This is a genomic window from Stenotrophomonas sp. Ker107b, from assembly GCF_053847245.1.
The window spans coordinates 919,026-942,734 of record NZ_JBSPHX010000001.1; the positions used below are offsets into that span (position 1 = coordinate 919,026).

Annotated in this window: 25 protein-coding genes and 1 tRNA gene; 13 read left to right on the forward strand and 13 right to left on the reverse strand. The window is 66.8% G+C overall.

Annotation, left to right across the window (positions count from 1 at the left end):
• Positions 1–228 precede the first annotated feature (228 nt).
• Positions 229–864, forward strand: coding sequence for a helix-turn-helix domain-containing protein (locus ACWV8V_RS04360; protein ID WP_123729087.1), 636 nt, complete (start codon positions 229–231; stop codon positions 862–864).
• Positions 865–867: 3 nt separating this feature from the next.
• On the opposite strand, the gene ACWV8V_RS04365 is transcribed toward ACWV8V_RS04360, so the two are convergent.
• The 3 genes from ACWV8V_RS04365 to ACWV8V_RS04375 form a co-directional block, all read right to left on the reverse strand.
• Positions 868–3,987 (reverse strand): galactose-binding domain-containing protein, encoded by a 3,120-nt coding sequence (locus ACWV8V_RS04365; RefSeq protein WP_455899024.1) that lies wholly within the window; start codon positions 3,985–3,987, stop codon positions 868–870.
• Positions 3,988–4,119: 132 nt separating this feature from the next.
• Positions 4,120–5,427 (reverse strand): type II toxin-antitoxin system HipA family toxin, encoded by a 1,308-nt coding sequence (locus ACWV8V_RS04370; protein WP_455899025.1) that lies wholly within the window; start codon positions 5,425–5,427, stop codon positions 4,120–4,122.
• Positions 5,424–5,774, reverse strand: coding sequence for a helix-turn-helix domain-containing protein (locus tag ACWV8V_RS04375; RefSeq protein WP_259261045.1), 351 nt, complete (start codon positions 5,772–5,774; stop codon positions 5,424–5,426). The genes ACWV8V_RS04370 and ACWV8V_RS04375 overlap by 4 nt, the downstream gene beginning before the upstream one ends.
• Positions 5,775–6,106: 332 nt before the next feature.
• Between ACWV8V_RS04375 and ACWV8V_RS04380 the strand changes: the two genes are divergently transcribed.
• Complete coding sequence (locus tag ACWV8V_RS04380; protein WP_455899026.1) at positions 6,107–7,273, forward strand: nucleotide sugar dehydrogenase; 1,167 nt, start codon at positions 6,107–6,109, stop codon at positions 7,271–7,273.
• Between the two features lie 10 nt (positions 7,274–7,283).
• Here ACWV8V_RS04380 and ACWV8V_RS04385 read toward each other — a convergent pair whose 3' ends face one another.
• From ACWV8V_RS04385 to ACWV8V_RS04425, 9 genes are all read right to left on the reverse strand, one after another.
• Positions 7,284–8,171, reverse strand: coding sequence for a DMT family transporter (locus ACWV8V_RS04385; protein ID WP_455899603.1), 888 nt, complete (start codon positions 8,169–8,171; stop codon positions 7,284–7,286).
• A gap of 32 nt (positions 8,172–8,203) precedes the next feature.
• Positions 8,204–9,241, reverse strand: coding sequence for a UDP-N-acetylmuramate dehydrogenase (gene murB, locus ACWV8V_RS04390; protein ID WP_455899027.1), 1,038 nt, complete (start codon positions 9,239–9,241; stop codon positions 8,204–8,206).
• A gap of 8 nt (positions 9,242–9,249) precedes the next feature.
• Positions 9,250–10,305 (reverse strand): quinone-dependent dihydroorotate dehydrogenase, encoded by a 1,056-nt coding sequence (locus ACWV8V_RS04395; protein ID WP_455899028.1) that lies wholly within the window; start codon positions 10,303–10,305, stop codon positions 9,250–9,252.
• 9 nt (positions 10,306–10,314) lie between these two features.
• Positions 10,315–11,085, reverse strand: coding sequence for a class I SAM-dependent methyltransferase (locus ACWV8V_RS04400; RefSeq protein ID WP_346468426.1), 771 nt, complete (start codon positions 11,083–11,085; stop codon positions 10,315–10,317).
• A 7-nt stretch (positions 11,086–11,092) separates the two neighbouring features.
• A complete protein-coding gene (locus tag ACWV8V_RS04405) occupies positions 11,093–11,377 on the reverse strand; it encodes a DUF4190 domain-containing protein (protein ID WP_259261038.1) in 285 nt (94 codons plus the stop codon).
• A gap of 50 nt (positions 11,378–11,427) precedes the next feature.
• A complete protein-coding gene (locus ACWV8V_RS04410; protein ID WP_455899029.1) occupies positions 11,428–12,213 on the reverse strand; it encodes an SDR family NAD(P)-dependent oxidoreductase in 786 nt (261 codons plus the stop codon).
• Positions 12,213–13,745: an L-piperidine-6-carboxylate dehydrogenase gene (gene amaB / locus ACWV8V_RS04415; RefSeq protein WP_455899030.1), complete on the reverse strand. Its 1,533-nt coding sequence runs from the start codon at positions 13,743–13,745 to the stop codon at positions 12,213–12,215. Before amaB ends, ACWV8V_RS04410 begins: the two co-directional genes overlap by 1 nt.
• Before the next feature lie 183 nt (positions 13,746–13,928).
• A tRNA-Arg gene (locus tag ACWV8V_RS04420) sits at positions 13,929–14,005 on the reverse strand.
• Between the two features lie 258 nt (positions 14,006–14,263).
• Positions 14,264–14,656 carry a hypothetical protein gene (locus ACWV8V_RS04425; protein WP_455899031.1) on the reverse strand — a complete coding sequence of 131 codons (393 nt, stop codon included), beginning with the start codon at positions 14,654–14,656 and terminating at the stop codon, positions 14,264–14,266.
• A 156-nt stretch (positions 14,657–14,812) separates the two neighbouring features.
• Here ACWV8V_RS04425 and ACWV8V_RS04430 point away from each other — a divergent pair, with 156 nt between their 5' ends.
• The 9 genes from ACWV8V_RS04430 to ACWV8V_RS04470 all read left to right on the forward strand — a co-directional run bounded on the left by ACWV8V_RS04430 (position 14,813) and on the right by ACWV8V_RS04470 (position 21,133).
• Positions 14,813–15,301: a DUF421 domain-containing protein gene (locus tag ACWV8V_RS04430; RefSeq protein WP_455899032.1), complete on the forward strand. Its 489-nt coding sequence runs from the start codon at positions 14,813–14,815 to the stop codon at positions 15,299–15,301.
• 92 nt (positions 15,302–15,393) lie between these two features.
• Positions 15,394–15,633, forward strand: coding sequence for a hypothetical protein (locus tag ACWV8V_RS04435; protein ID WP_259261034.1), 240 nt, complete (start codon positions 15,394–15,396; stop codon positions 15,631–15,633).
• 183 nt (positions 15,634–15,816) lie between these two features.
• On the forward strand, positions 15,817–16,980 hold the full coding sequence (locus tag ACWV8V_RS04440) for a zinc-dependent alcohol dehydrogenase (RefSeq protein ID WP_455899033.1): 1,164 nt from the start codon (positions 15,817–15,819) through the stop codon (positions 16,978–16,980).
• A gap of 1 nt (position 16,981) precedes the next feature.
• Positions 16,982–17,977 (forward strand): acyl-CoA dehydrogenase, encoded by a 996-nt coding sequence (locus ACWV8V_RS04445; protein WP_455899034.1) that lies wholly within the window; start codon positions 16,982–16,984, stop codon positions 17,975–17,977.
• Positions 17,974–18,723, forward strand: coding sequence for a PIG-L deacetylase family protein (locus ACWV8V_RS04450; RefSeq protein WP_455899035.1), 750 nt, complete (start codon positions 17,974–17,976; stop codon positions 18,721–18,723). The genes ACWV8V_RS04445 and ACWV8V_RS04450 overlap by 4 nt, the downstream gene beginning before the upstream one ends.
• A complete protein-coding gene (locus ACWV8V_RS04455; RefSeq protein WP_455899036.1) occupies positions 18,720–19,307 on the forward strand; it encodes a class I SAM-dependent DNA methyltransferase in 588 nt (195 codons plus the stop codon). The genes ACWV8V_RS04450 and ACWV8V_RS04455 overlap by 4 nt, the downstream gene beginning before the upstream one ends.
• The gene (locus tag ACWV8V_RS04460) at positions 19,304–20,017 is read left to right on the forward strand and encodes a glycosyltransferase (RefSeq protein ID WP_455899037.1); all 714 of its coding nucleotides are present in this window, start codon (positions 19,304–19,306) and stop codon (positions 20,015–20,017) included. The genes ACWV8V_RS04455 and ACWV8V_RS04460 overlap by 4 nt, the downstream gene beginning before the upstream one ends.
• A gap of 178 nt (positions 20,018–20,195) precedes the next feature.
• The gene (locus ACWV8V_RS04465; RefSeq protein ID WP_019183020.1) at positions 20,196–20,645 is read left to right on the forward strand and encodes a PA2169 family four-helix-bundle protein; all 450 of its coding nucleotides are present in this window, start codon (positions 20,196–20,198) and stop codon (positions 20,643–20,645) included.
• A 200-nt stretch (positions 20,646–20,845) separates the two neighbouring features.
• Complete coding sequence (locus tag ACWV8V_RS04470; protein ID WP_046272599.1) at positions 20,846–21,133, forward strand: hypothetical protein; 288 nt, start codon at positions 20,846–20,848, stop codon at positions 21,131–21,133.
• A 54-nt stretch (positions 21,134–21,187) separates the two neighbouring features.
• On the opposite strand, the gene ACWV8V_RS04475 is transcribed toward ACWV8V_RS04470, so the two are convergent.
• Complete coding sequence (locus ACWV8V_RS04475; protein ID WP_259261026.1) at positions 21,188–21,655, reverse strand: GNAT family N-acetyltransferase; 468 nt, start codon at positions 21,653–21,655, stop codon at positions 21,188–21,190.
• A gap of 110 nt (positions 21,656–21,765) precedes the next feature.
• Here ACWV8V_RS04475 and ACWV8V_RS04480 point away from each other — a divergent pair, with 110 nt between their 5' ends.
• Together ACWV8V_RS04480 and ACWV8V_RS04485 are read left to right on the forward strand one after the other, a co-directional pair.
• Positions 21,766–22,455 (forward strand): helix-turn-helix domain-containing protein, encoded by a 690-nt coding sequence (locus ACWV8V_RS04480; protein WP_455899038.1) that lies wholly within the window; start codon positions 21,766–21,768, stop codon positions 22,453–22,455.
• 67 nt (positions 22,456–22,522) lie between these two features.
• Positions 22,523–23,470, forward strand: coding sequence for a DMT family transporter (locus ACWV8V_RS04485; RefSeq protein ID WP_455899039.1), 948 nt, complete (start codon positions 22,523–22,525; stop codon positions 23,468–23,470).
• Positions 23,471–23,709: the final 239 nt, after the last annotated feature.

Sequence of the window (23,709 nt, forward strand, 5' to 3'; positions counted from 1 at the left end):
AGAAATGTCAAATGCGCGTGATCCTTCCGGGGCCGTCGCCTTGTGAGCACATCGGGGGGATTGCGAGGCCTACAGGCGGCGTTCCCCCGCCATTGGGAACGTTTTCAGTGCCTTGAAAGGCGAAATGAGAGACGAACGCGACAAGAAACCATCCTGATCAGGATTGCATTCATCTCTACGTAGTATCGTATCCACTACTTCACCAGCAATAGCCCAAAGGTCCTGTCGATGAGCCCCAAAAGCCCGACGCTCGGAACCCTGCTGCGCGGTCTGCGCACGCGCCAGGGTTGGACGCTCAAGGAAATGAGCGAGCACACGGAAATTCCCCTGTCCACGCTGTCCAAGATCGAGCACGACCGCTTGACCTTGACCTACGACAAGCTCCAGCACCTGGCGCAGCGCTTGAACCTGCGCATGTCCGAGCTGTTTTCCGAGCCGGACAGCGACAGCGCGCCCAAGCCGGTCACCGCCCGGCGCAGCCTCGGTTCGCTGGACAAGGCGCTGCGGGTCCAGACCGACAACTACGACTACTACTATCTGTGCACCGAATTGCGGCGCAAGCGGATGATTCCGATCCTGACCAAGGTGCGCGCCAAGACCACCGCCGAATTCGGTGAACTGGTCCGCCACCCGGGCGAGGAATACGTGCACGTGCTGGAGGGCCGCATCCAGGTCCACACCGAGTTCTACGATCCGGTGGTGCTGGAGACGGGGCAGGGCATCTATATCGACAGTCAGATGGGCCATGGCTACATCGTCGATACCGGCTGCGAGGAAGCCGTGCTGCTGGCCGTATGCGCGAGTGCGGACGAGGACTTGATGGAGTCGTTGATCACCCTGCATGAGCATGAGGGGAGTGTCTGACGCTCACCACGTCGCCTCCAACCCGCGGAACGGCTTCTTGATCAACACCCCCCGTGCGTCGTAGTCACTCACGCTGCGCCCATCCACCCTCACGGCGGTCGGGCGCGTGCGGCTTGGCCACCACACGCGCACCGCGGTGTCCTTGCGCAGCCCCTTGCCCAGCGTGACCTGCAGCGTGCCATCGCGCTGCATCGCCTGCATCGCCAGGGTGCCGTAGGCGGTCGGCAGCCGATCCACCGCCAACCCCTCGCCGGCCACCCATGACGGTGGGGCACCCGGCAGCAGCGACAGCGCGTCATCGTCCTCGCGCATCAGCATTCCGAACAGCGTGCGCCCGTACTCCGCACCGATCCAGGTATGCGGCATGTCGCCGAGATAGCGTGGGAAGCGCAGCCGGGAATGCACGACCTCGGCCAGCACCTGCCACTCCAGCGGGCGGCGGTCATGCAGCAGTCCCTGCAGCAGTTCATCGGCCGCCTCGGGCTGGTCCAGATGCACGTAGCTCAGCACATTGCGGATTTCGTACGGTGTATAGGCGTACAAGGCGTCCGGCGCGCTGCGCTTGCGGACATCGTCCAGATAGCGGGCGAACGTGGTGCGTAGTGCCTGGGCCGGTAGCACATCCTGCGCGCCGGTCGGGTCGAGCGCGATGGACACACCGGTCGGATCGCCATCGCCAAGGTCGGCCGAAGAGGGGATGAAGTCGATGCCCTTCCACGCCATCGTGGCGCGGATCGAGGCGGCCAGCGCATCGTGCAGAGCGGTGTACTGTCCGCGTGCCCATGCAGCGGTTTCGTGATCGCCCAGTGACTCGGCCAGCCATGCACCGTCATGCCAGCCCTTCAGACCCCAGTAGTCGTCCCAGTAGCTGTGCGTGGGCGAGGGATAGCCTTCATGGCTGATCGACGGCGCCAGGATGCCGGCGAAGCGCTCGGGGGCGGGCTGGGCGGCCATGTAGCCGGGCACCAGCGTGCGCTCGCGTAGTTCCTGCAGGAAGCGCATCGCGGCCTTCACCTTGGGCAGATACGCGCGCACCGACTCCGGCCCGCCATCCAGCCGCGCGACGTCGGCGACCAGGCTGATGTACTGGCCTTGGCTGTCGTATTCGATATCCGAGCCGAAGCCGGTGTTGACGCTGCCATCGTCGTTGAGGATCGGCGAGACCAGGCCGTTGGCGTGCACGCCGTGCTCGCTGTACCAGGCCAGGTAGTCGCGCGCGACCTTGGATTCGCCCATGCGCAGCAGCACCGCCGAGGTAGCCATGCCGTCGCGGATGAAGGAGCGGTTGTAGTTGCGCGGGCCGGGCTGCATCGCAGGGCCGGTCTGGTTGATCAGCATGTAGGCGGCCTGCGCGCGCAGCATGTCAACGAGGGAGGGATCAGGCAGACGCAGCCCGACCTGGCCCAGGCGTGCCTGCCAGTCGTCCGATGCACGTTTGGCCAGTGCGTCGTAGGCCGCATCGGGTGCATGGGGCGTGCCGGACAGATCCGGCGCGGGCGCATCCGGCAGGGAGCCGTCTTTGGCTGTTGCGGCGGTGCCGAGCGGGAAGGCGACCACCACCGAGCGGCTGTCACCCGGCGCGAGCTGGATGCGGTAGGCCAGTGCGGCGGAGGCGAGACCCTCGGGGTCGCTTGCCTGCATCGCGGCAGGCAACGTGCCGCTGGCGATCGCCGCGGTGATATCGCTGCTGCCGTCCGGGCCAAACGATGCCGCATCGGCGGCGTCCACCGGCGTCAGCGACTGCAGCAGGTCGCGACCATTGATGCGTACGCGTTGCCCCTCGATGGCGACCTCACGGATCGGTGACAGGCCACCGTTCTGCCACGGCGGATTCATCTGCATCGGCCGCACTGCCAAGGTCAAGGTGCCGTCGACGGGCGCGCTGCCGGTGTTGCGCAGGCGGTGACGCACGAAAGTCACCGGCTGGCCACCGAGCTCGACCGCAAACGCCTCGCTCTGGAGTTCAAGCCCGGGCTGTGGCGACCACGTCGCCGAGGGCATCGGCTTCCAGCCGTCGCGCAGTGCGTGCTGCACCGGCTGGTCGGCGGCGCCTGCGGCAACCCCGTCGGCATTGCGCCAGATCGGCTGTACCAGCGGTGCGCCCTTGAAGGCCTCGATGTTGCCGTACTCGTCGAAGATCGATTTCTGCCGGCCGGCATGGATGCCGACCGCGGTCCAGTAGGTCTGCTGCAGGTGCAGCGACGCCGGGAATAGCGCACGCTGCGCGCCGCTGGCGGCGATCTGGTAACGCTTCATCGGCGTCATCACCGCCTTCGGCCCGAGCAGGCGCAGGCGGTCGACCTGCGGCGCGTCGCCCTCCACCGTCAGCCGCAGCGCCGTGGCGGTCACGGCGGCGGTGCCTGCCAGCCAGCTCTGTTGCCGTGTGTCGGCCTGCGGGTCGCGCGCAAGCTCCATCCAATGGCCCTGCGCATCGCGTGCCTGCAGCCGTGCGGCGCCATGCGCGCCTGTCCAGTCCACGGCCAGGCCGGTGGTGACGACCGCGCGTGGCAGCGTGATCTCAAGCACATGCGTACCGTTGCTGCCGCGAGGAACGGGGACCGCACTGCCGCCTTGCCACAGCGCTGCGGCCCGGGTGGCATCCACCCCGGCCACGCGCGCGCTGGTGGTGCTGTCCAGTGGTTCGAGTTCGAAGATCGACACCCCCCAATCCGAGGTGCGCGTCGGGCTGGCCAGGCGAAGGTAGCGGGCGTTGCGCGGCGCAAAGAACAGCGTCTCGATACCGCCGAGCGAATCGCGCATGGTGTAGGCCGGCTGCCACTGCTGGCCGTCCAGCGAGGTCTGCAGGGTGTAGCCCTCGGGATTGGAAACGTCCCAGGTGATCTGCGCGCCGCTGAGCGTGCTCGGCGTGCCCAGATCCACCTGGAACCAGTGCCCGGGGCTGAAGGCGCCGCCGGTCACCGTCTTCGGGTCGCCATCGATCAGGTGGCTGACCGCCATCGCCGGCACCTGCTGCGAGGAACTGCTGGCCTGCCACTGGCTGCGCGGCGGCAGGGTCTGGGCGGCGGCGGACAAGCCCAGCGCGAGGGTGGAGACAAGCAGGGTGGCGGCCAGGGCGCGGCGCGGCCGGTGCACAACAGTCGAACGGTCAGCATGCAGCCCCATCAACGTGCTCCTGATCCAACGTCCCGACGCCGGGGCGAAGCTCACGCTAGCAGGGGCTGTAACCGTTTACATGACGCATCGCAATATCGACCGTTCCCTCGGGTGAACGGATTTGCGATCTGCTCGTGCAACTCACCGGATGTCCGTACGCAGGCTGCCGCGGATCTGATCGCGCCAGACCTCGGCGACGCCGGCCTCGTCGGCAAAGTGTGGCCAGCGCAGCACGCTTTGCCGGACCTGCTCGATGATGTCCCGGGCGCGGCGGGCATTGATCGAGGCCGTCGCGGCACAGGCGGCCAGATCGGCCAGATCGAACCCGTCGCGCTTGGCGTTGATCGACATCTGGTGCCGGGCCGTCCAGTCGCCGTCCGGGTTGTACGCCCAGGTGATGTCGAACGCGGGGGACAGCGACCACTGCCCTTGCCGGTCCATCAGGTACGCGATGTTCTTGACGTGGTCGTCCTGGTTGCGTGCGATCACGTTGAACACCATCCGCCGGAACTGTTCCTCCAGCTGCGCCATGGGCAGGCGCAACTGGCGCATGACCAGGAGGGCCTGCTCGTAGGAGTAGGCCGTAGGATCATTGAAGTCGAAGTGGGCCATCGCCGCCAACGACTGCATATGGCGCTTGCCCCCTGCATCGGTGCGGTCGAAGCGTTGGGTCATGAAGTGGCGGCGGCCGCCTTCCTCGAGCAGTCGGCACTCGCTGATCTGGATGCCCGCATCACGCGCCATCAGCGCGTAGGCGTACTCAACCACCCCGTAGCCCTTGGGGTCCGCCAGTTCCTTGTCGCGGTTGTTCTGGACGCCATCGAACTTGAGCAGCCAGTAGCTGAAGCCTGGCGCCGCCGCGGCCTGGCCCGATCGGACCTCGCCGGTGCTTTCGTTCCAGGCGATGACGGCTTTGGCCCGTGCGCCACCGGCCGAGGTACCCACGCGCAGAATGTCGCGCAGCGCATCCGCACGGTCTTCATCGCCGAACGAGGCACGCAGGTTGTCGCGGTTGCTCAGGACCTCGGTGGCCAGCGCGACCAGGGCATCGATCTGGATCTTGTGCGCGGTGCGGACGCGCGGTCCATGCACAGGCGAGAACTCCAGCGCCCCCATGCCACGCGTGCCGGTGTAGCAGAGCCGCTCCACCGCATTGAAGCTGTCCGGCGTGCGGCCCTGGGTGGCCAGCCACGCGTTGATCAGGGTATTGCCGTACTTGTCCGGCAGGGCGTCGGCGAGCAGGCCGGGCAGGCCATGGAAGCCTGTCGGGTTGAGAGAAGGGAAGCTGTAGATCCGGTCCGCCGCGAGCGGCATGGCCAGCGGCGCGACCTCGATGCTGGAACGTGCGAAGGCCGGGTCGTAGGCAAACTGCGCGATCCGCTCACCCTCGGCCAGCGTCACCGCGCCGATCCGGCTGCCCCACAGGCGCACCTCGGCCGTCGTACTCATTGCTCATCGCCCCAGGTCCAGGGCTTGGCTGGTGCGGGCTCTGCCACCCCCGGTCGCGCGCGCTGGCGCGGGTGGCCGCGGCGCTCGAGCAGATCGATCGGATTGGGGCCGTCGCTGGGCAGCATCACGTCCAGCGCATCCAGCCTGCCGAGGGCGCGCAGGCATCGGATCAGATTCGCCAGCTGGGCGGGTGTGCCGTCTTCCAGACGCTGCACGGTGCGTTTGGACACGCCCGCCGCATCGGCCAGCTGCTCCTGGGTGATGCCCTGTGAAAGCCGCACGCGGGCGAGACGTTGCCCCAGCTCAGCCAGGACCGCCTCGTCCGTCATCAGATGTGTGATCGTCATAAGGTGACCCTCCTGACGCTTTATATCTCACTATGGCACTAAAGCGTCAAGGATGGCGGTTTACGATATTTAAGGGGAGTTTCATTAAAGAGACATATATGGCGCGTTATGTAGGGTTAATGCCTTAAAGTGCCAAAAATGACGCGTAACGAGTCGGTATTTCTCAGGGCGGGGGTAGCCGCAGGCATGTGAGACGCGACGGCAGACCACAGGCCAGGTCGCGGTGTGCGCCAGGACGCTGCCGCGACGGAGCACTGCTGCCCAGGCGCCCGCCCCGCCGCGTTTGCTAAAATTCGCGGTTAACTCCGGGCGCTGCAGAAGAAGGACCTCGCATGAAGATTGCCGTCGCCGGTACCGGCTACGTGGGCCTCTCCAACGCGGTGCTGCTCGCGCAGCATCACGAGGTGGTCGCGCTGGACATCGACCCGGCCAAGGTGGCGATGATCAATGCCCGCCAGTCGCCCATCGAGGATGCCGAGATCGAGGACTTCCTCGCCCATCGCGCGCTGAACCTCACCGCCACGCTGGATCCTGCGCAGGCCTATGAAGGTGCGGACTTCGTCATCGTCGCCACGCCGACCGATTACGACCCTACGTCGAACTACTTCAACACCGGCTCCGTCGAGGCAGTGATCGCCGATGTGGTGCGGATCCATCCCTCGGCCGTCATCGTGATCAAGTCGACCGTGCCGGTCGGCTGCACGGTCGCGTTGCGGGCCAGGTTCAACACCGACAACATTCTGTTCTCGCCGGAGTTCCTCCGCGAGGGCCGCGCGCTGCATGACAACCTGCACCCGAGCCGGATCATCGTGGGTGAGCGCTCCGAGCGCGCGGTGGTGTTTGCCGAGCTGCTGAAGGAAGGCGCGATCAAAAAGGACGTGCCGGTGCTGTTCACCGATGCGACCGAGGCCGAAGCGATCAAGCTGTTCTCCAACACCTACCTGGCAATGCGGGTGGCGTACTTCAACGAACTGGATACCTACGCCAGTTCGCACGGGCTGGATACGCGCCAGATGATCGAAGGCGTCAGCCTGGATCCGCGCATCGGCGGCCATTACAACAACCCGTCCTTCGGTTACGGCGGTTACTGCCTGCCGAAGGATACGAAGCAGTTGTTGGCCAATTACAGCAAGGTGCCGCAGAACCTGATCCACGCCATCGTCGAGTCCAACCGCACGCGCAAGGATTTCATCGCCGATGACATCGTGGCCCGCAACCCGAAGGTGGTGGGCATCTACCGGCTGGTGATGAAGGCCGGCTCGGACAATTTCCGCGCCTCGGCGGTGCAGGGCGTGATGAAGCGGATCAAGGCCAAGGGCATCGAGGTCATCGTGTACGAGCCGGTGCTGACCGAGCCGACCTTCTACCGCTCCCGCGTGGTCAACGATTTCGCGGCGTTCCTTGCCGAGGCGGACATCATCGTCGCCAACCGGCTGACGCCGGAGCTGGAGGGCGTGGCGCACAAGGTCTACACGCGGGATCTGTTCGGGTCGGATTGATGCCCGGGGTCTATTCCCCCGGCTTGGCGGCCGAGGTGACGGCCTGCGACTTCGCCCGCCGTGCCAGTACCGCTTCGCGGTGGGCGATGTAGGCATTGGCGCCGAGGATGATGCCGGCGCCGATCACGGTCCAGCGGTCCAGCGCCTCATTGAACAGCAGCCAGCCCAGCACGCTCACCAGCGGCAGCTGCATGAAGCTGATCGGGGTCAACGCCGAGACCTCGCCCAAGCGCAGGGCGCGCGTCCACAGCAGCTGGCCCAGCGTGCCGAGCACACCGGTCGCCACCAGCCAGACCCACGCAAGGCCGGTCGGCCAGACCCACACGAACAGCGCGGGCACCAGCGACAGCGGCACCCAGAACACATAGGTGTAAAACACCACGGTATCGGCGCTGTCCACGCGGGTGAGCTGCTTGATCTGGATCGCCACCAGCGAGCTCAGCACCGCGGCGCCCACGGCCACCAGGGTACCGGGGGTGAAGCTGGTCGAGCCCGGGCGCACGATGATCAGCACGCCGATGAAGCCGATGATCACCGCCGCCCAGCGGCGCATGCGCACCGTTTCGCCCAGCCACAGCACGGCGGCGATGGTGACGAACAGCGGCGTGGAGTAGGAGAGCGAGATCGCCTGGGAGATCGGCAGATGCCCGATCGCCCAGAACGCGCACAGCATCGAGGCCAGCCCGATCGCACTGCGCAGGAAGTAGCGCGGCAGCTGCTGTGTCTTCAGCGGTGCGCTGCCCGGGCGGATCAGCATCGGCAGCAGCGCCAGCAGGCCGAAGGCGTTGCGGAAGAACGCCACTTCCTGTGTCGGCACGTAGCGGGTGGCGTAGCGGATCGCGATCGCCATCAGGCCGAAGGCCAAGGTACTGCCGAGCATCAGCAGGGCGGCCCGCAACGGAGTGGCCACCGGTAACGCGGGGGCGGGGTTCACCACTGTGCGCCGATCAGCCTGGGCTCCGGTTCAATCGGCACGCCGAACTTCTCCAGGACCGAGGCGGAGATCCGCCGCGCCAGCGCGAGCAGTTCTTCACCGGTGGCCTGGCCGTGGTTGACCAGCACCAGCGCATGGCTCGGCGCCACGCCGGCATCGCCATCGCGGTAGCCCTTCCAACCGCAGCTTTCGATCATCCAGGCCGCGGAGATCTTGCGGCGACTGTCGTCGTCGGCCGGGAACACCGGCAGCTCGGGGAAGTGCTGCAGCAGCACCTCCACCTGCTCCAAGGGCAGGATCGGGTTCTTGAAGAAGCTGCCCGCATTGCCCAGCACCTCCGGATCGGGCAGCTTGCGGCGGCGGATGTTGATCACCGCGTTGGCTACATCGGCGGCCACCGGCAGTTCCACCCCCATCGCCTCCATTTCCTCGGCGATCCCGGCATAGCCCAGGCGCAGGCCATGCAGCAGCGGCAGGCGCAGCTCGATCGCAGTGATCAGGTAACGGTCCGGGTCGTGCTTGAAGATGCTGTCGCGGTAGGCGAACTGGCAGCCTTCGGCATCGAAGCGCACCCAGTCGTTTTCGTGTCGGTCCCAGGCATCCACGGCCTGGATGAACTCACCGACCTGCGCGCCATAGGCGCCGATGTTCTGGATCGGCGAGGCGCCGGCGGTGCCGGGGATCAAGGCCAGGTTTTCCAGCCCGGACAAACCGTTCTGCAGCGACCACATCACCAGGCCATGCCAGTTCACGCCGGCACCGGCACGCACGATGGTGTGGTCGGCGCGGTGCTCCAGAATCTCGATGCCGCGGTTGGCGAACACCAGCACGGTGCCTTCCACGTTGTCGGCGATCAGCACGTTGCTGCCGCTGCCGAGCACCAGCAGCGGCTGGTCGGCGACGCGCGGCAACGCCAGCACCTCCGGCAGCACGGAAGGATCGAACACCTCCAGCAGCTGCGCAGCGGTGGCGTCGACGTGGAAGGTGTTGAGCGCCTTCAGCGAGGCGTTTTCAGTGATGGCCCAGGCAGTCATGGCGTCGTTCACAGCGGTGCCACCGCGCCGCGGCTCGGCGCCTCTCTGCGGCGGCGGATCGCCTCCACGCACTCGTGCACCAGCTCCGGGCCACGGAAGATCAGGCCGCTGTAGCATTGCACCAGCGCGGCGCCGGCCGCCATTTTGGCCACCGCATCCGCGCCGGATTGAATACCGCCGACGCCAATGAGCGGCATCGACTCGGGCAGACGCGCACGCAGGCGGCGCAGCACCAGGGTCGACTGGCCCAGCAACGGCGCGCCGGACAAGCCGCCGGCTTCATTCGCACGCGGGTCACCAGCCACGGCACTGCGGTCGATGGTGGTATTGGTGGCGATCACGCCGTCCACCTTGAGCTCACCGAGCACGCGCGCGGCGGCGTCGATATCGCGGTCGCTCAGGTCCGGAGCGACCTTGACCAGCATCGGCACCCGCTTGCCGTGCTTGGCGGCCAGGCTTTCCTGGCTCTCGCGCAGCTGCGAAATCAGCTGGCGCAGCGCGGTCTCTTCCTGCAGTTCGCGCAGGCCGGCGGTGTTCGGCGAGGAGATGTTGACGGTGATGTAGTCGGCCAGCGGATACACCTTCTGCAGGCAGTGCTGGTAATCGTCGAACGCCTGCTCGTTGGGGGTGTCCTTGTTCTTGCCGATGTTGATGCCGAGCAGGCCGGTGCGGCGCTTGGCACGCTCGACATTGCGCACCAGCGCATCCACGCCCAGGTTGTTGAAGCCCATGCGGTTGATGATGGCCTGGTGGTCCGGCAGCCGGAACAGACGCGGCTTCGGGTTGCCCGCCTGCGGGCGCGGGGTGATCGTGCCGATCTCCACGAAGCCAAAGCCCAGCGCCAGCAGCGCATCGATGTGCTCGCCGTTCTTGTCCAGGCCGGCGGCCAGGCCCACCGGATTCGGGAAATTCACTCCGAACGCGTTGGTCGGCAGCGGGTCGATGCGGCGGCCCATCAGCGGCGTGGTGCCGGTGCGATAGGCCAGATCCAGCGCGCTCAGGCCAAGGCCGTGGGCGCGTTCTGCATCAAGGGCGAACAGGAAGGGGCGGGCAAACGAGTACATGGCGTTCAATCAGTCCAGCGTGCCGACAAAGGCACGGGTTTGGTATTCAAAAGCGATCTGGCCGTCCACCGCGTGGGCGTCGAACAGCTGTTGCAGCGCGGCCAGCATCGGCGCGTGGCGCGGGTGACCGGCCTGCGGGGCATACGAGGAGGAGAGCAGGCGGCCACGCAGGCCATCCAGGTCCATGCGCTGCACGTTCGGCAACCGGGCCATGCCGCGCAGGCCGTCGCCGAACCACGCGCGCATGGTGTCATCGTCCTGGTAGCGCTCGGCCACCTCGGTGTAGTCGGTGCCGAATTCCAGCAGCAACTGTTCGTAGCCGATCAGGAACGGGGAGGCATCGAGCAGGCGCGAGTTCCAGAACACCAGGGCCATGCCCTCGGGCTGCAGGATCCGCGCCCATTCGTGGCGCACCGCAGCGGTGTCAAACCAGTGGAAGGCCTGCGCCGCAGCAACCAGACCCACGCTGTTGTCGGCCAGGCCGGTCGCTTCGGCGGTGCCGTCGGCAACCTTCAGGCGCAGATAGTCCGGCGCGAGCAACTGCTCGGCGGCCTCGCGCATCGCCGCGTTCGGCTCCACCGCGATGACCGGGTGGCCCGCGGCCAGGAACAGCCGGGTGGAAATGCCGGTGCCGGCGCCGATGTCGGCGACCAGGGTCTCGGTAGGAACACCGATGTCCTGGTGCAGCCAGTCCAGCAGCGCCGGGGGATAGTCGGGACGGTAGCGGACGTAGTCGGCAACCCGACTGCTGAAGCGTTCGGTCGAATCCGAGCGGCTCATGTGCACCTCACGATTGGGAAGCGGCAAACCAGGCCAGTCCGCCGAAGAACAACAGAATCACCACCAGCGCGAGCAGGCTGCCGATCACGATGATCCAGCCCAGGATCAGGCCGGCCAGGGCCATGCCGTCGCCTTCCAGCTCCAGCGGGCGGCGGCGGATCTCGGCGCGGGCCAGGTGGCCGGTGACGATGGCCGCGATGCTGCCGATGAAGGGCAGGGCGGTCCAGCCGAGGATGCCCATGATCAGGCTGACCACGGCCATGGCACTGGTTTGTCGGGGCGGAAGGCTCATGCAGGTCCTGGTCGCGGTGGGGTGGTTCGATGATAGGGCCAGCGGCGGGTTTATCCCATCAGGACCTGGCCACCATCCACATTCAAGGTGTGCCCGGTGATCCAGCCCGCCAGCGGCGAGCACAGGAACAGCGCGGCGTTGGCGATGGCCGACGGCTCGCCGAAGCGGCCGAACGGGATCTTCGCCAGGGTGTTTCGATACAGCTCCGGGTCCTGCTCGCGCCGGCGCGCCCACAAGCCATCCTCGAACTCGATCGAGCCCGGGGCAATGGCATTGACGCGGATCCGCTGCGGCGCCAGGGCCAGGGCCTGCGAGGTGGTGTAGTGCATCAGCGCAGCCTTGGCGGCCGCATACGGCGCGCCACCCGGGCGCGGCTGCTGGGCAGCGATCGAGGCCAGATGGAGAATGCAGGCATCACTGGACTGCTGCAGCCAAGGCAGGGCCAGCCGCGAAGCCCGCACCGCGGCCATCAGGTCGACGTTCAAACTGGCTTCCCAGCCCGCCTCGTCGTCGGCCATGCCGTAGCCGGTCGCGTTGTTGACCAGCACGTCGATGCCGCCCAGCTTCTGCGCGGCATCGGCCAGCCAGCGGCCGATGTCGTCCAGCTGGGAGAGGTCGGCACTGGCCGTGTGCACGGCCAAGCCGAGCGCCCCGGCATCCGCACGCAGCGCGGCCAGACCGGCCTCACCGCGTGCGCAGACCGAGACGCGGGCGCCTGCCGAAGCAAACGCCAGCGCCATCGCGCGCCCGATGCCCTTGCTGCCACCGGCAATCAGCACTCGGCGCCCGGTGAACGCCAGGCGCGGGCCGGCCGGCAGGTGGGGCGCGGGATCCATCACAGGTCGAACTTGATGCCCTGGGCCAGCGGCAGCGAATCGGAGTAGTTGATGGTGTTGGTCTGGCGGCGCATATAGACCTTCCAGGCATCCGAGCCGGACTCACGGCCACCGCCGGTGTCCTTCTCGCCACCGAACGCACCACCGATCTCCGCACCCGAGGTGCCGATGTTGATGTTGGCGATGCCGCAATCCGAACCGGCGGCCGAGAGGAAACGCTCGGCGGTCTTCAGGTTGGTGGTGAAGATCGACGAGGACAGGCCCTGCGGCACGCCGTTCTGCATGTCGATCGCTTCGTCCAGCGTGCTGTACTTCATCACGTACAGGATCGGGGCGAAGGTCTCGTGCTGGACGACCTCATCGCTGTTCTTCAGGCCGGTCACGATGGCCGGCAGCACGAAGTTGCCGGCGCGGTCGAGGCGGGTGCCACCGGTCTGCACGGTGCCGCCGCTGGCCTTGGCCTTCTCGATCGAGGCCAGGAACTGCTGCACGGCGCCGTCGCTGTTGAGCGGGCCCATCAGGTTGGCCGGGTCGGTCGGATCGCCGATCTTGCCTTCCACCTGCTTGTACGCCTTGATCAGCGTGGCCAGCACGTCGTCATGGATGGATTCGTGCACGATCAGGCGGCGCGTGGTGGTGCAGCGCTGGCCGGCGGTACCGACGGCGCCGAACACGATGCCCGGGATCGCCAGCTTCAGATCAGCGGTTTCATCCAGGATGATGGCGTTGTTGCCGCCCAGTTCCAGCAGGCAGCGGCCCAGGCGGTGCGCGACCTTCTCGGCGACCTGGCGGCCGACCTGGGTCGAGCCGGTGAAGCTGATCAGCGGCACGCGCTTGTCGGCCACCATCTTCTGCGACAGCTCGGTGCCGGCATCGTTGATCAGGAAGAACAGGTCCGGGAACCCGCCGTCGCGCAGCGCTTCATTGCAGATGCGCATGGAGGCGATCGCGGTCAGCGGGGTCTTGTTGGACGGCTTCCACAGGCAGATATCGCCGCAGATCGTGGCCAGGAACGAGTTCCAGGCCCACACCGCGACCGGGAAATTGAACGCACTGATGATGCCGACCAGGCCCAGCGGCTGGTACTGCTCATACATGCGGTGGCCCGGGCGCTCGGAATGCATCGTGTAGCCGTAGAGCATGCGGCTCTGGCCCACGGCGAAATCGGCGATGTCGATCATCTCCTGCACTTCGCCATCGCCCTCGGGCTTGCTCTTGCCCATTTCCAGCGCGACCAGGGAGCCCAGGGCGTCCTTGTTGGCGCGCAGGGCTTCGCCACACAGGCGCACGGCTTCGCCACGGCGCGGGGCCGGGGTGGTGCGCCAGACCTTGAAGGCCTCCTGGGCGCGGGCCACGATGGTTTCGTAGTCGGCGTCGGTGGTCGCGTAGACCTGGGCGATGGCTTCGCCGGTGGTCGGGTTCACCGGGGTGATCACACCGGCATCGGTGGCCGAAGACCACTCGCCGTTGCCAAGGTAGGTGCCAGCGTTGGTCGCGTCGAGGCCGAGGGCCTTGAGCAGGTCAGAGGACATGCAAACTCCTGTTGCGTTGCGTTTGTAAGGCGCTGGCCGCTGGCAGGGTGGGGGGCGGCAAGCTCAGCCCCGAATGGTAACAGAGGGGCGCAATGCCTCATCTGGCGATGCAGCGCACAACTCGGCACATCCCGCGGCGGCAGTAATCCACCCGGCAGGCAATGGCGCGAAAGCATCCGATGTTGGTGACCCCGGCCCGATTCGAACGGGCGACCTTCCCCTTAGGAGGGGGACGCTCTATCCAGCTGAGCTACGGGGCCAAAACGGCCTGCAAGGATACAGGCAAACAGGCTGGTTCTGCAGCCGGACATCCTTCCAGAGCATATCGGCAGCCCAGCTGGGGAGGCGCCGCGCAAACTACGTTGCTGGCGGTCGCTCATAATCCTCAGGCGTCGCCCCGTGCTCCGCCTCTGGCATGTCCCTGTCCTTCCACCGGGCGTCATCGTTCCTGAGCTTGTCCGGGGTATGGCTCTTCTGCTGGTCATCTTCTTTGGTAGCAGGTGCTCGCGGCGCAGTAGTCATGACATTTCCTCGTCTGATTGGCGATCCAGCGTCTGTTTGCCGGCCGTGCCGTGCTGGCCGAAGTTTGGCTGGGTAATGCCGTCGTCCTCGCGCACGCCGTCCGGCTCACCTTCACCGGCTTTGCCTCCCTTGCCGTGTCCGTGCTGGTTGTAGCCCTCGTTCTCGGTCTTCAGGTGCTCCGCATCCGGATCATTCGGGTCCTTGTCGTCCTTTGGTGGCTTGGCCGCGACGAACGGGGAAATCGGGTCACTGGCCGGGAAGGTCTCTTCCAGCGCCTCATCGTGGTTCTCCGACGTGCGCTCCTTGTCGAGGGTGCCTTCCGCCGGCGGGCAGTTGTGCGTGGCGTGGGCGTCTTCGGCGGAGGCGGGCGGGGTCTTGTCATGCTGCATGGCGTGTCTCCTGCGCGAACGGGCGGTGCGGTAATGACTCGACGCTAGCCCTGCCGCTGTTACGAACGGGCGGGGGGGCCGTGAAGGGCGGGTGCTCCCACCGGCTTCACCTGGGAGTTCCTATCGTCCAGACCTCGCCACACGGAGGCTGCCGCGATGCATGAGATGTTCGAGTTGGGGATGGAATGGTGGGAGTTCGTGTTCCGCGCGGTCGCGGTGTATTTGGTGGTGCTGGTGCTGACCCGGATGAGCGGCAAGCGGTCCATGGGCCAATCCACGCCGTTCGACATCCTGGTGATCGTGCTGCTGGGCACAGCCGTGCAGAATTCGTTGATCGGTGAGGACACCTCGTTGCCGGGCGGTCTCATTCTGGCGGCCACCCTGATCGGCCTGAACTGGTTCGTCGGCTTTCTGGGGGCGCGCAGCAAGCGCCTCAATGAGATCGTCGAGGGCGTGCCGGTGGTGCTGGCGCGGCACGGCACGATCTACTGGGAGCAGGTCAAACGCTGCAACGTCAGCCCCGCGGATCTGGAGGTGGCGATGCGGGCCAACGGCTGTGAGGGCTTCGGGCAGGTCGAGCTGGCGGTGCTGGAAACCTCCGGCGAGATCACGGTGAACAAGCGCCGCGCCGAAGGCGATGACTGAGCGGGAGCGTCCGTCGGTCAGTCTCGCCCTCGCTGGATGTTGACGGTACGCCGCGTAGCGTTGAAGGCCGCCCGACAACAGGAAAACGTGCGATGTACATGCCACTGGACAGTGAAGCGATGCCCCCACGCGGTGCCGTGATCGCGCAGGTGCCGGACCCGACCCCGGACCCCATGCCACCCGCGCCGCCGGTGGAAGAACCCGGCCGTGGCGATCCGCCGGCGCAGGAGCCGCCGCAGGAAGTCCCGCCAGAGGGTGATCCCGCGCCCGCATCGCCGCCACAGGAGCTGCCGCCGGATCCGGAAACGCCCTCTGCGCCCACGGTCGAGTAAGGGCAGCGCACTCGATACGGCGGCGACAGAATGAATGATTTATCTGCCATGCAAGGGCCAGGGGCCCGCGTGACGGAACTGTCAGCCCGCAACGTGGCGGGATGAAGGCCCCGCACACAGTGCGGTCACGACACGGCCACGCCGTACCACGTACCACAGAGGTACTTGGACACGGAGTTGGCTATGCGCGCACTGACCTACCACGGCAGCAAGGACGTACGGGTCGACACCGTGCCGGATCCCGCGCTGGCCGCGCCGGACGACATCATTCTGCGCGTCACCGCCACGGCGATCTGTGGCTCTGACCTGCATCTGTACCGCGGCAAGATCCCGGATATGCACAACGGGGACGTGCTGGGCCACGAATTCATGGGGGTGGTGGAGGAAGTGGGCGCGGGCGTGATGGATCTGCGCCCGGGCGACCGCGTGGTGATTCCCTTCGTGATTGCATGTGGCGAGTGCTTCCACTGTCGGCTCACCGAATTCGCCGCCTGCGAGACCACCAACACCGGCAAGGGCGCGGCAGTAAATCAGAAAGGCATCCGCCCGCCGGCGGCACTGTTCGGTTACAGCCATCTGTATGGCGGTGTATCGGGTGGGCAGGCGGAGTTCGTGCGCGTGCCCAAGGCCAACGTCGGGCCGTTGCGCATTCCGGACGCGCTGGCCGACGAGCAGGTGCTGTTCCTGTCCGACATCCTGCCGACCGGCTACCAGGCCGCGATCAATGCAGGCGTCAAACCGGGCTCCACGGTGGCGATCTTCGGTGCTGGTCCGGTCGGGCTGATGAGTGCGGCGTGCTGCCGCCTGCTCGGTGCGGAAACGATCTTCATGGTCGACCACCTGCCGTATCGCCTGGCCTTCGCGCAGCAGACCTATGGCGTGACGCCGATCGATTTCACCAAGGTGGAAGATCCAGCGGAGTACATCATCACCCAGACCAACGGTCGTGGTGTGGATGCCACGATCGAGGCTGTCGGGTTCGAAGCGGAGGGCAGTGCGCTGGAGTCGGCGCTGACCACGCTCAAGGTGGAGGGCAGCAGCGGCGTGGCGATCCGCCAGTGCATCGCGGCCACGCGTCGCGGCGGCACGGTCAGCATCCCCGGGGTGTACGCCGGCTTCATCCACGGATTCCTGCTCGGCGATGCATTCGACAAGGGCCTGACCTTCAAGATGGGCCAGACCCATGTGCAGAAGCTGATGCCGGAGTTGCTCGACCATATCGGCGAAGGCCGGCTGGATCCCGGTGTGATCGTGACCCACCGGCTGTCGCTGGAGGACGCGGTGCGTGGCTACGAGATCTTCGACCGCAAAGAGGAGGATTGCCGCAAGGTGATCCTGACGCCCTGACATGAACGCTGTGGCTCCCGCTGCACCCCCGGTTGCACATCAACATCCGGTGACCAATGGTGACGACCTGCAGGCGCAGGCCCGCGCGTGGATCGAGCACCAACCCTCGTTGCCTCCTCCCGGCAGCGGGGATACGTTGCTGCGCTGGCAGGCGCTGGCGCATATCGCAGCGCGCGATCTCTGCCTGGCCAAGGTGCTGGAAGCACATTACGACGCGCAGGCAATCCTGGAAGAACTTGGCGCCGCGATGCCGGACAGTGATCGACTGGGTGCGGTATGGGCGGCCGAAGGGCCGGCGGCGACCCTGCGCTTTGATCGTGCCAGCGGCACGCTCTCCGGCGACAAGCCGTGGTGCTCTGGCGCCGGCTGGGTTGACCATGCGCTGGTGACGGTGCGCGACGACGACCGCTCGCGGCTGTTCCTGGTGCCGGTGCGCCGCGCCAGCGTGAGTTTCCTGCCGCAGACATGGCAAGCGACGGGCATGGGGCGGGTCCCGAGTGGGACGGCACGCTTCGACCAGGTGCCGGCCGTCGAGGTCGGCGCGGCGGACGCTTATCTGCAGCGCCCCGGCTTCTGGCATGGTGGCGCGGGTATCGCGGCCTGTTGGTTTGGCGGCGCCAGTGCCATGGCCGAGCCGCTGCTGCGCAGCGCGCGTGCCGATGAGCCGGGCACGGCATCCGGCCTGCTCGGTGAGATTGATCTGGCGCTGTCGCCGTGCGCCTCCCTGCTGCGCGAGTTGGCCGCGCTGATCGATGCGCAGCCCGACGAACCCCATCAGCGCGAGATCGTGCGGGCGCGCAGCGCGGTGGAGCGCGCCGCCACCCTGACGCTGGATCGGGTGGGCAGGGCGCTGGGGCCAGGCCCCATGTGCATGGACCCGGCACACGCGCTGCGCTGGGCCGACCTGACGGTCTTCATCCGCCAGAGCCACGCGGACCGCGATTGGCAGCATCTTGGCAACCTGATGCACCGCGAGGGGCGTACGTGGACGCTGTGAATCGTCAGATTGAAGGTGGCGGCGTGACCGAAGCGCAGTGGGCAGCATCGCCGTGGTTGCAGACACTGCCGTTTGGGTCCGCTGCGACGCTGTTCGGCGACGCGCGGCGGCTGGTGGTGGTGTCGCCGCACCCGGACGATGAAGTGCTGGCCTGTGGCGGCCTGATGGCGCTTGCGCACCAGGCCGGGCTGCCCGTCACGGTGGTCTCCGTGACGGACGGCGAGGCGTGCTATCCCGATCACCCTGCGTGGTCGCCCGAGCGGCTGCGTGTGGCCCGTGCCGCTGAGCTGGACGACGCGCTGCGTTGTCTGGGCTTGGCGAGTGCCGCGCGGATCGCCTGGCACATCGGCGATGGCGCGGTGACAGCCAGCGAGGCATGGATTGGCGAGCAGTTGGCGGGCCTGCTGCAGCCGGAGGATCTGGTGTTGGCACCGTGGCGCTTCGATGGACATCCGGACCATGAAGCAGTCGCGCGTGCCTGCGTGCAGGCCGGCACCGCGCGTGGCGCCGACGTGAAGGAATACCCGGTGTGGGGCTGGCATTGGCTGGATCCGGCGGCGGCAGCGACGGCCTGGGCCTCGGCCAGGCGCTATGCGCTGGATGACGCACTGGTGGACAGCAAGCGTGATGCGATCCAGCAATTTGTGACCCAGACCGGTGCGGTGGAGGGCTTGGAGTGCGAACCCATTCTGCCTGCCGCGGTGCTGCAGCGGTTCGAACGCAACTACGAGGTAGTGATCGGATGAGCGATGTCGCCTATTTCAATGCGCTGTACGAGGAAGAGGATCCCTTCCAGTACCGCACCCGCTGGTATGAGCAGCGCAAGCGTGCGCTCACCTTGGCCAGTCTGCCGCGCGAGCGCTTTGCCCGTGGCTGGGAGCTGGGCTGTTCCAACGGTGTGCTGACAGCGGCCTTGGCCGGGCGCTGCGATCACGTGCTCGCCACTGATCTGAGCGAAGGCGCCGTCGCTGCGGCGCGCGCGATCACCGGACGCCACGCGCACGTCTCCATCGAGCAGGCCCGTCATCCACAGGACTGGCCAGCAGGCGAGTTCGATCTGATCGTGCTCGGAGAAATGGGTTACTACCTCTCACAAGACGATATGCGTCAGCTGGCGGCGCAGGTGGTCCAATCGCTCACGCCGCAGGGCGTAGTGATCGCCTGCCATTGGCGCGTGCCGTTCGAGCAGGCGCGCTGCAGCGCCGCGTTCGTACACGCGCAGTTTGATGACAGCCTGCCACGCCTGTTCTCGTACCGCGACGAGGACATGCTGCTGGAAGGCTGGTCCGCCGAGACCACCTCCGTGGCCGAGCGCGAGGGCCTGCGATGATCGCCGTGACCCTTCCCGCGCACAACGAGGAACAATTGATCGCGGCCTGCCTGCAGTCGCTGCAGGTGGCGGCGCTGCATCCGGCCCTGCGCGATGAGCCCGTGGTAATCGTGGTGGCGCTGGATCGCTGCAGTGATGCGACGGCCTGGATCTGCCAGCGCATGGGCGTAGAGATGGTCAGCGTGGACGCCGGGTGTGTGGGCGTCGCGCGCGCGGCAGCGAGTGAGCGCGCGTTGGCGCTGGGTGCGCGCTGGATCGGCTGCACCGACGCAGACAGCGTGGTCCCGCCGGATTGGCTTGCGCGCCAGCTGCAGTGTGGTGCGAGCGCTTTTTGTGGCGTGGTGGCGGTGGGCGACTGGTTGGACTACCCGCAGGCCGTGCGCGAGCAGTTCCTGCAGGGCGAGCATGCGGTGGACGGGCACCCGCACGTACACGGCGCGAACATGGGCTTCAGCGCGGTGGCGTATCGGCAGTCCGGCGGCTTCGCGCCGCTGGCCACGGGTGAGGACGTCGCGCTCATCCAGGCGATGCACGGGGCCGGCATGCGGGTGGCGCGGCTCGCCAGTCCACGCGTGATGACCAGCGCACGCCGGCACGCGCGTGCACCGCATGGTTTCAGTGATTTCCTGCGCCGCCTGGAACAGCGTGTGGGCTTCGTGGCGGACGATGTGGTGAGCGACATCGTCCCCATTTCGTTGCTGGCGCGCTGAAGGAAGTAACACGCATTTCGCGCCTCGACGACGCGCCGTGCACATCTATCGCGCAGCGCGTTGAGGTCGCTGAACACAGGGATTTGAGTGTCACGCCGACTTCATGGCCGATGCGGAAAAGTCGACTCACCCCGACAACAACACACGGGTCAAACCGGACCAACAGGAGTACATCGCAGTGAATACCGAATCGAAGACCGCGCATAACTTGAACGACCTGATCGAAATCGCCCGCGATGGCCAGGAGTTCTACACCGAGGCCGCAGGCAAGGTCGAAGATGCCGAGTTGGCGGCGCTCTTCACCCGTATCGCCGGTGTCAAGAATGAGATCGTCCGCTCGCTGAGCGCCACCGTCGTCGCCGCCGGTGGCAAGCCGGCCGACCATGGCACCTTCGTCGGTTCCATGCAGCAGTTCTACGGCAAAGTGCGCGCCACCCTGGGCGACAAGCAGTACGGCTACGTGGCCGAGCTGGAAGAATCCGAAGATCGCCTGCTGAAGGCGTTCAAGGACACCCTGACCGACGCCGACACCTCGCCGGCCGCGCGCCAGGAAGTCCAGCGTCTGCTGCCGCAGGTGCAGGAATGCCATGCCGTGATGCGCGACCGCAAGCACGCCATGAAGCACTGAGTTTCAGACCTGCGAGGCGGCGGCGATTCCCCACGGTCGCCGCCGCCTTGCTCCCTGAAGCGGTACACAGAACAGCCCCGGCCCCGCCGGGGCTGTTCGTTTGTACGGGGCAAGCGCTAGGCGGAATCGCATCCAGACGGCAGCGAACGGTCACCGGGGATTTGGTGCATACTCGGGACAAAGAGCCGCTTGGATTTGACATGGAACACATGCGTTGGCTGACGCTTCGTCTCAGCAACAATCAATCCATCGGCCCGAAGGTGCTGATGGACCTGTGGGCCAACGCGTGCGAGACCAATCAGTCCTCGGTGACGCGCGAAACGCTGCCCGGCAAGTCCACCTCCTATGCGCTGCACGCACCGACTTCACTGGCCTATCCCAAGCGTGCGGAACTGCGCATGCGCAAGCTGCTGGAAGAGGCTGGCTACACCTTTACCCTGGGATCGCTGGCCGACCGCCCGGCGCCGCAGCCGGTGCGCTTCCGCTGACGCCGTTCAACGGCATCGCATTCATTCTCGATCCAACGTCCTGCGACCGCCTGTTCAGTCGATGCGGTCGGCGGCCACGCTGCGGACCATGATCCGGACCGGCATGCCTGCGGCATGCTGCAGCGATTCCAGCGGCGCCCAACCCAGCCGGCGATACAGGCCGCCATCATCGGCTTCGGTCTGCAGGTAGATGTCCCGCACGCCGAGGGCCCTGCCGCGCGCCAGCAGTTCCGCAATGACCGTCTCGGCCAGACCGCGGCCGCGATGATCCGGGTGGACATAGACGCCCCCCAGCCAGTGCAGCCGCTCAGGCCGTTCGGTGCGCTCATGGAATTTGAGCTGCGCGGCAGCGACGGGGACCTCGCCCTCCAGTGCCACAAGCAGCAGGGGAAGCTCATCGTCCTGGAGGAAGATCTCCAACCGTTGCTGCTCGTCCAGCAGGGTGAGTCCAGCAACATGGCTGCCCCATTCCTGGAAATACCATGCGGCGATGACCGGCAACAGGTCGGGGCGATCACTCAAGGGGACGATGCTGCAGGCCACGGCGAACGCTCCATGTTGTACGGGTCGGCTGCCATGGTACGCGGATGCGCAGCTTGCAGCGCCCTTCGCCCTGCGCGCAGACTATCGGCATGCACGCCAGCGCCTGCCACCTGCGGTGTTACGGAACGTCCAGCGATGTGGACCGGCATGACTTTGCGCAATGGGTCCTGCCGCTGCGCGGCGATCTGGATTTCGAGGTCGATGCGTTTGGCGGTCGGCTGGATGTCATGCAGGGGGCGTTTGTTGCACCCGGGGAAGGACATGCGCAGACCGGCGATGGCGATCACCTGATGTTGATCGTCGATTGCCCGGCGGGCGTGATTGATGACCACACCCTGGAGCACCTGCGTCGCCAACGCTGGCTGGCATTGCCGAAGGGGTTGCGCCAGCGCCTGGCCGGTGCGCACGCGCACGGCAGTGACGATCTGCTGGCGACCCTGCTTCAGCAATACGCGCCTGCCGGCAGCGCGGCACGCCTGCAAGCACTGTGCACCCGGCTCTCGGCCAATCCGGGGGCGGACTGGAACGTGGCCCGCATGGCGGCACTGGTCGGCATCAGCGGCAGTCGCCTGCACGCGGCCTTCGTCCAGGAATTCGGGGTGCCACCGCAGGCCTGGCTGAGTGCCTGCCGGTTGCGCTGGGCCAAGCACCGGCTGCTCACCAGCACCGACAGCATCGCCACGATCGCGCTGGATGCCGGATACTCCGAACACAGTGCGCTGACCCGTGCCCTGCGCCGGGAAACCGGGTTGACCCCGCAGGCCTTCCGCAGGCAGTAGCCTCGGTCAAGACGTCGCGGTGCGCGGCTTCTACACTGCGCGGCCAATGCATACCGCGTGAGCCGCAATGAAACGATCGATGGGAGTGGGCATCGCCAACGGCGTTGCCGCCGGCGCGCTATGGGGCGTGGTGTTCCTGGCCCCGGCGATGCTGCACAGCTTCAATGCGGTGCAGCTCTCGGCGGGGCGCTATCTGGTCTACGGCCTGATTGCTGTCGTGCTGCTGGCACCGCGCTGGCGCCAGCTCAAGGATCGGCTCGGCTGGCCTGAGTGGCGTGGCCTGTTATGGCTGAGCCTGGCCGGCAACCTGGTGTACTTCCTGCTGCTGGCCAATGCCGTGCAGTGGGCCGGTGGTGCGGCCGCCTCGCTGATCGTGGGGTTGATCCCGGTCGTGGTGACCCTGGCGGGTGTACGCGAGGAGGGGGCGGTGCCACTGCGGCGACTGGCACCGGCGCTGCTGCTGTGCCTGCTCGGGGTCGCCCTGGTGGGCTATGAGGCCTTGATGGCCGAACACGCGCAGGGCTCGGCCGGGCGCCGCTTGCTCGGGCTGCTGTGCGCGGTCGGTGCACTCTTGTCCTGGGCGGTGTACTCCATCGGCAACAGTCGCTGGCTGGCACGCCGCCCGGATCTGTCCGGCCATGACTGGTCGCTGCTGACCGGCATCACCACCGGCGCGCTCGCGCTGGTGCTGGTGCCGAGTGCGTTCCTGACCAGCGCGACCGTGCATCCGCCGGGCGAGTGGCTCAATTTCTGGCTGATCAGTGCGGGTGTGGCGGTAGTCGCCTCGGTGCTCGGCAACGCGTGCTGGAACCGGGCCAGCCGCAACCTGCCGCTGACCCTGACCGGCCAGATGATTGTTTTCGAAACGCTGTTCGCGCTGTTGTACGGCTTTGCCTGGCAGCAGCGCTGGCCGACGCTGATGGAGACGGTTGCCATCGTCTGCCTGGTGTCGGCCGTGCTGATGTGCGCGCACGCGCATCGGCCGCCCGCGGCGGTGGCCGAGCATGTGGGGTAGGGCAGGCGTTGTGCTGTCTGGATGGTGTCATTCGCAACTTTTTGGCCGACGATCGCAGCGGTTTACGTGCCGCCATCTTTTGCAGCGCAGCACTTGACAAGCAGGGCGGTGGCGTAGTTTTCTTGGCCCATGGTCACCCCCGCCGCCCACGTCAGCCTGCTCCTTCCCGCCTCCGCGGGCGGCCAGGCCGTGTCGACCGGTACCACCATCATTACCACCGCCACCACTCGCCCGGTGCG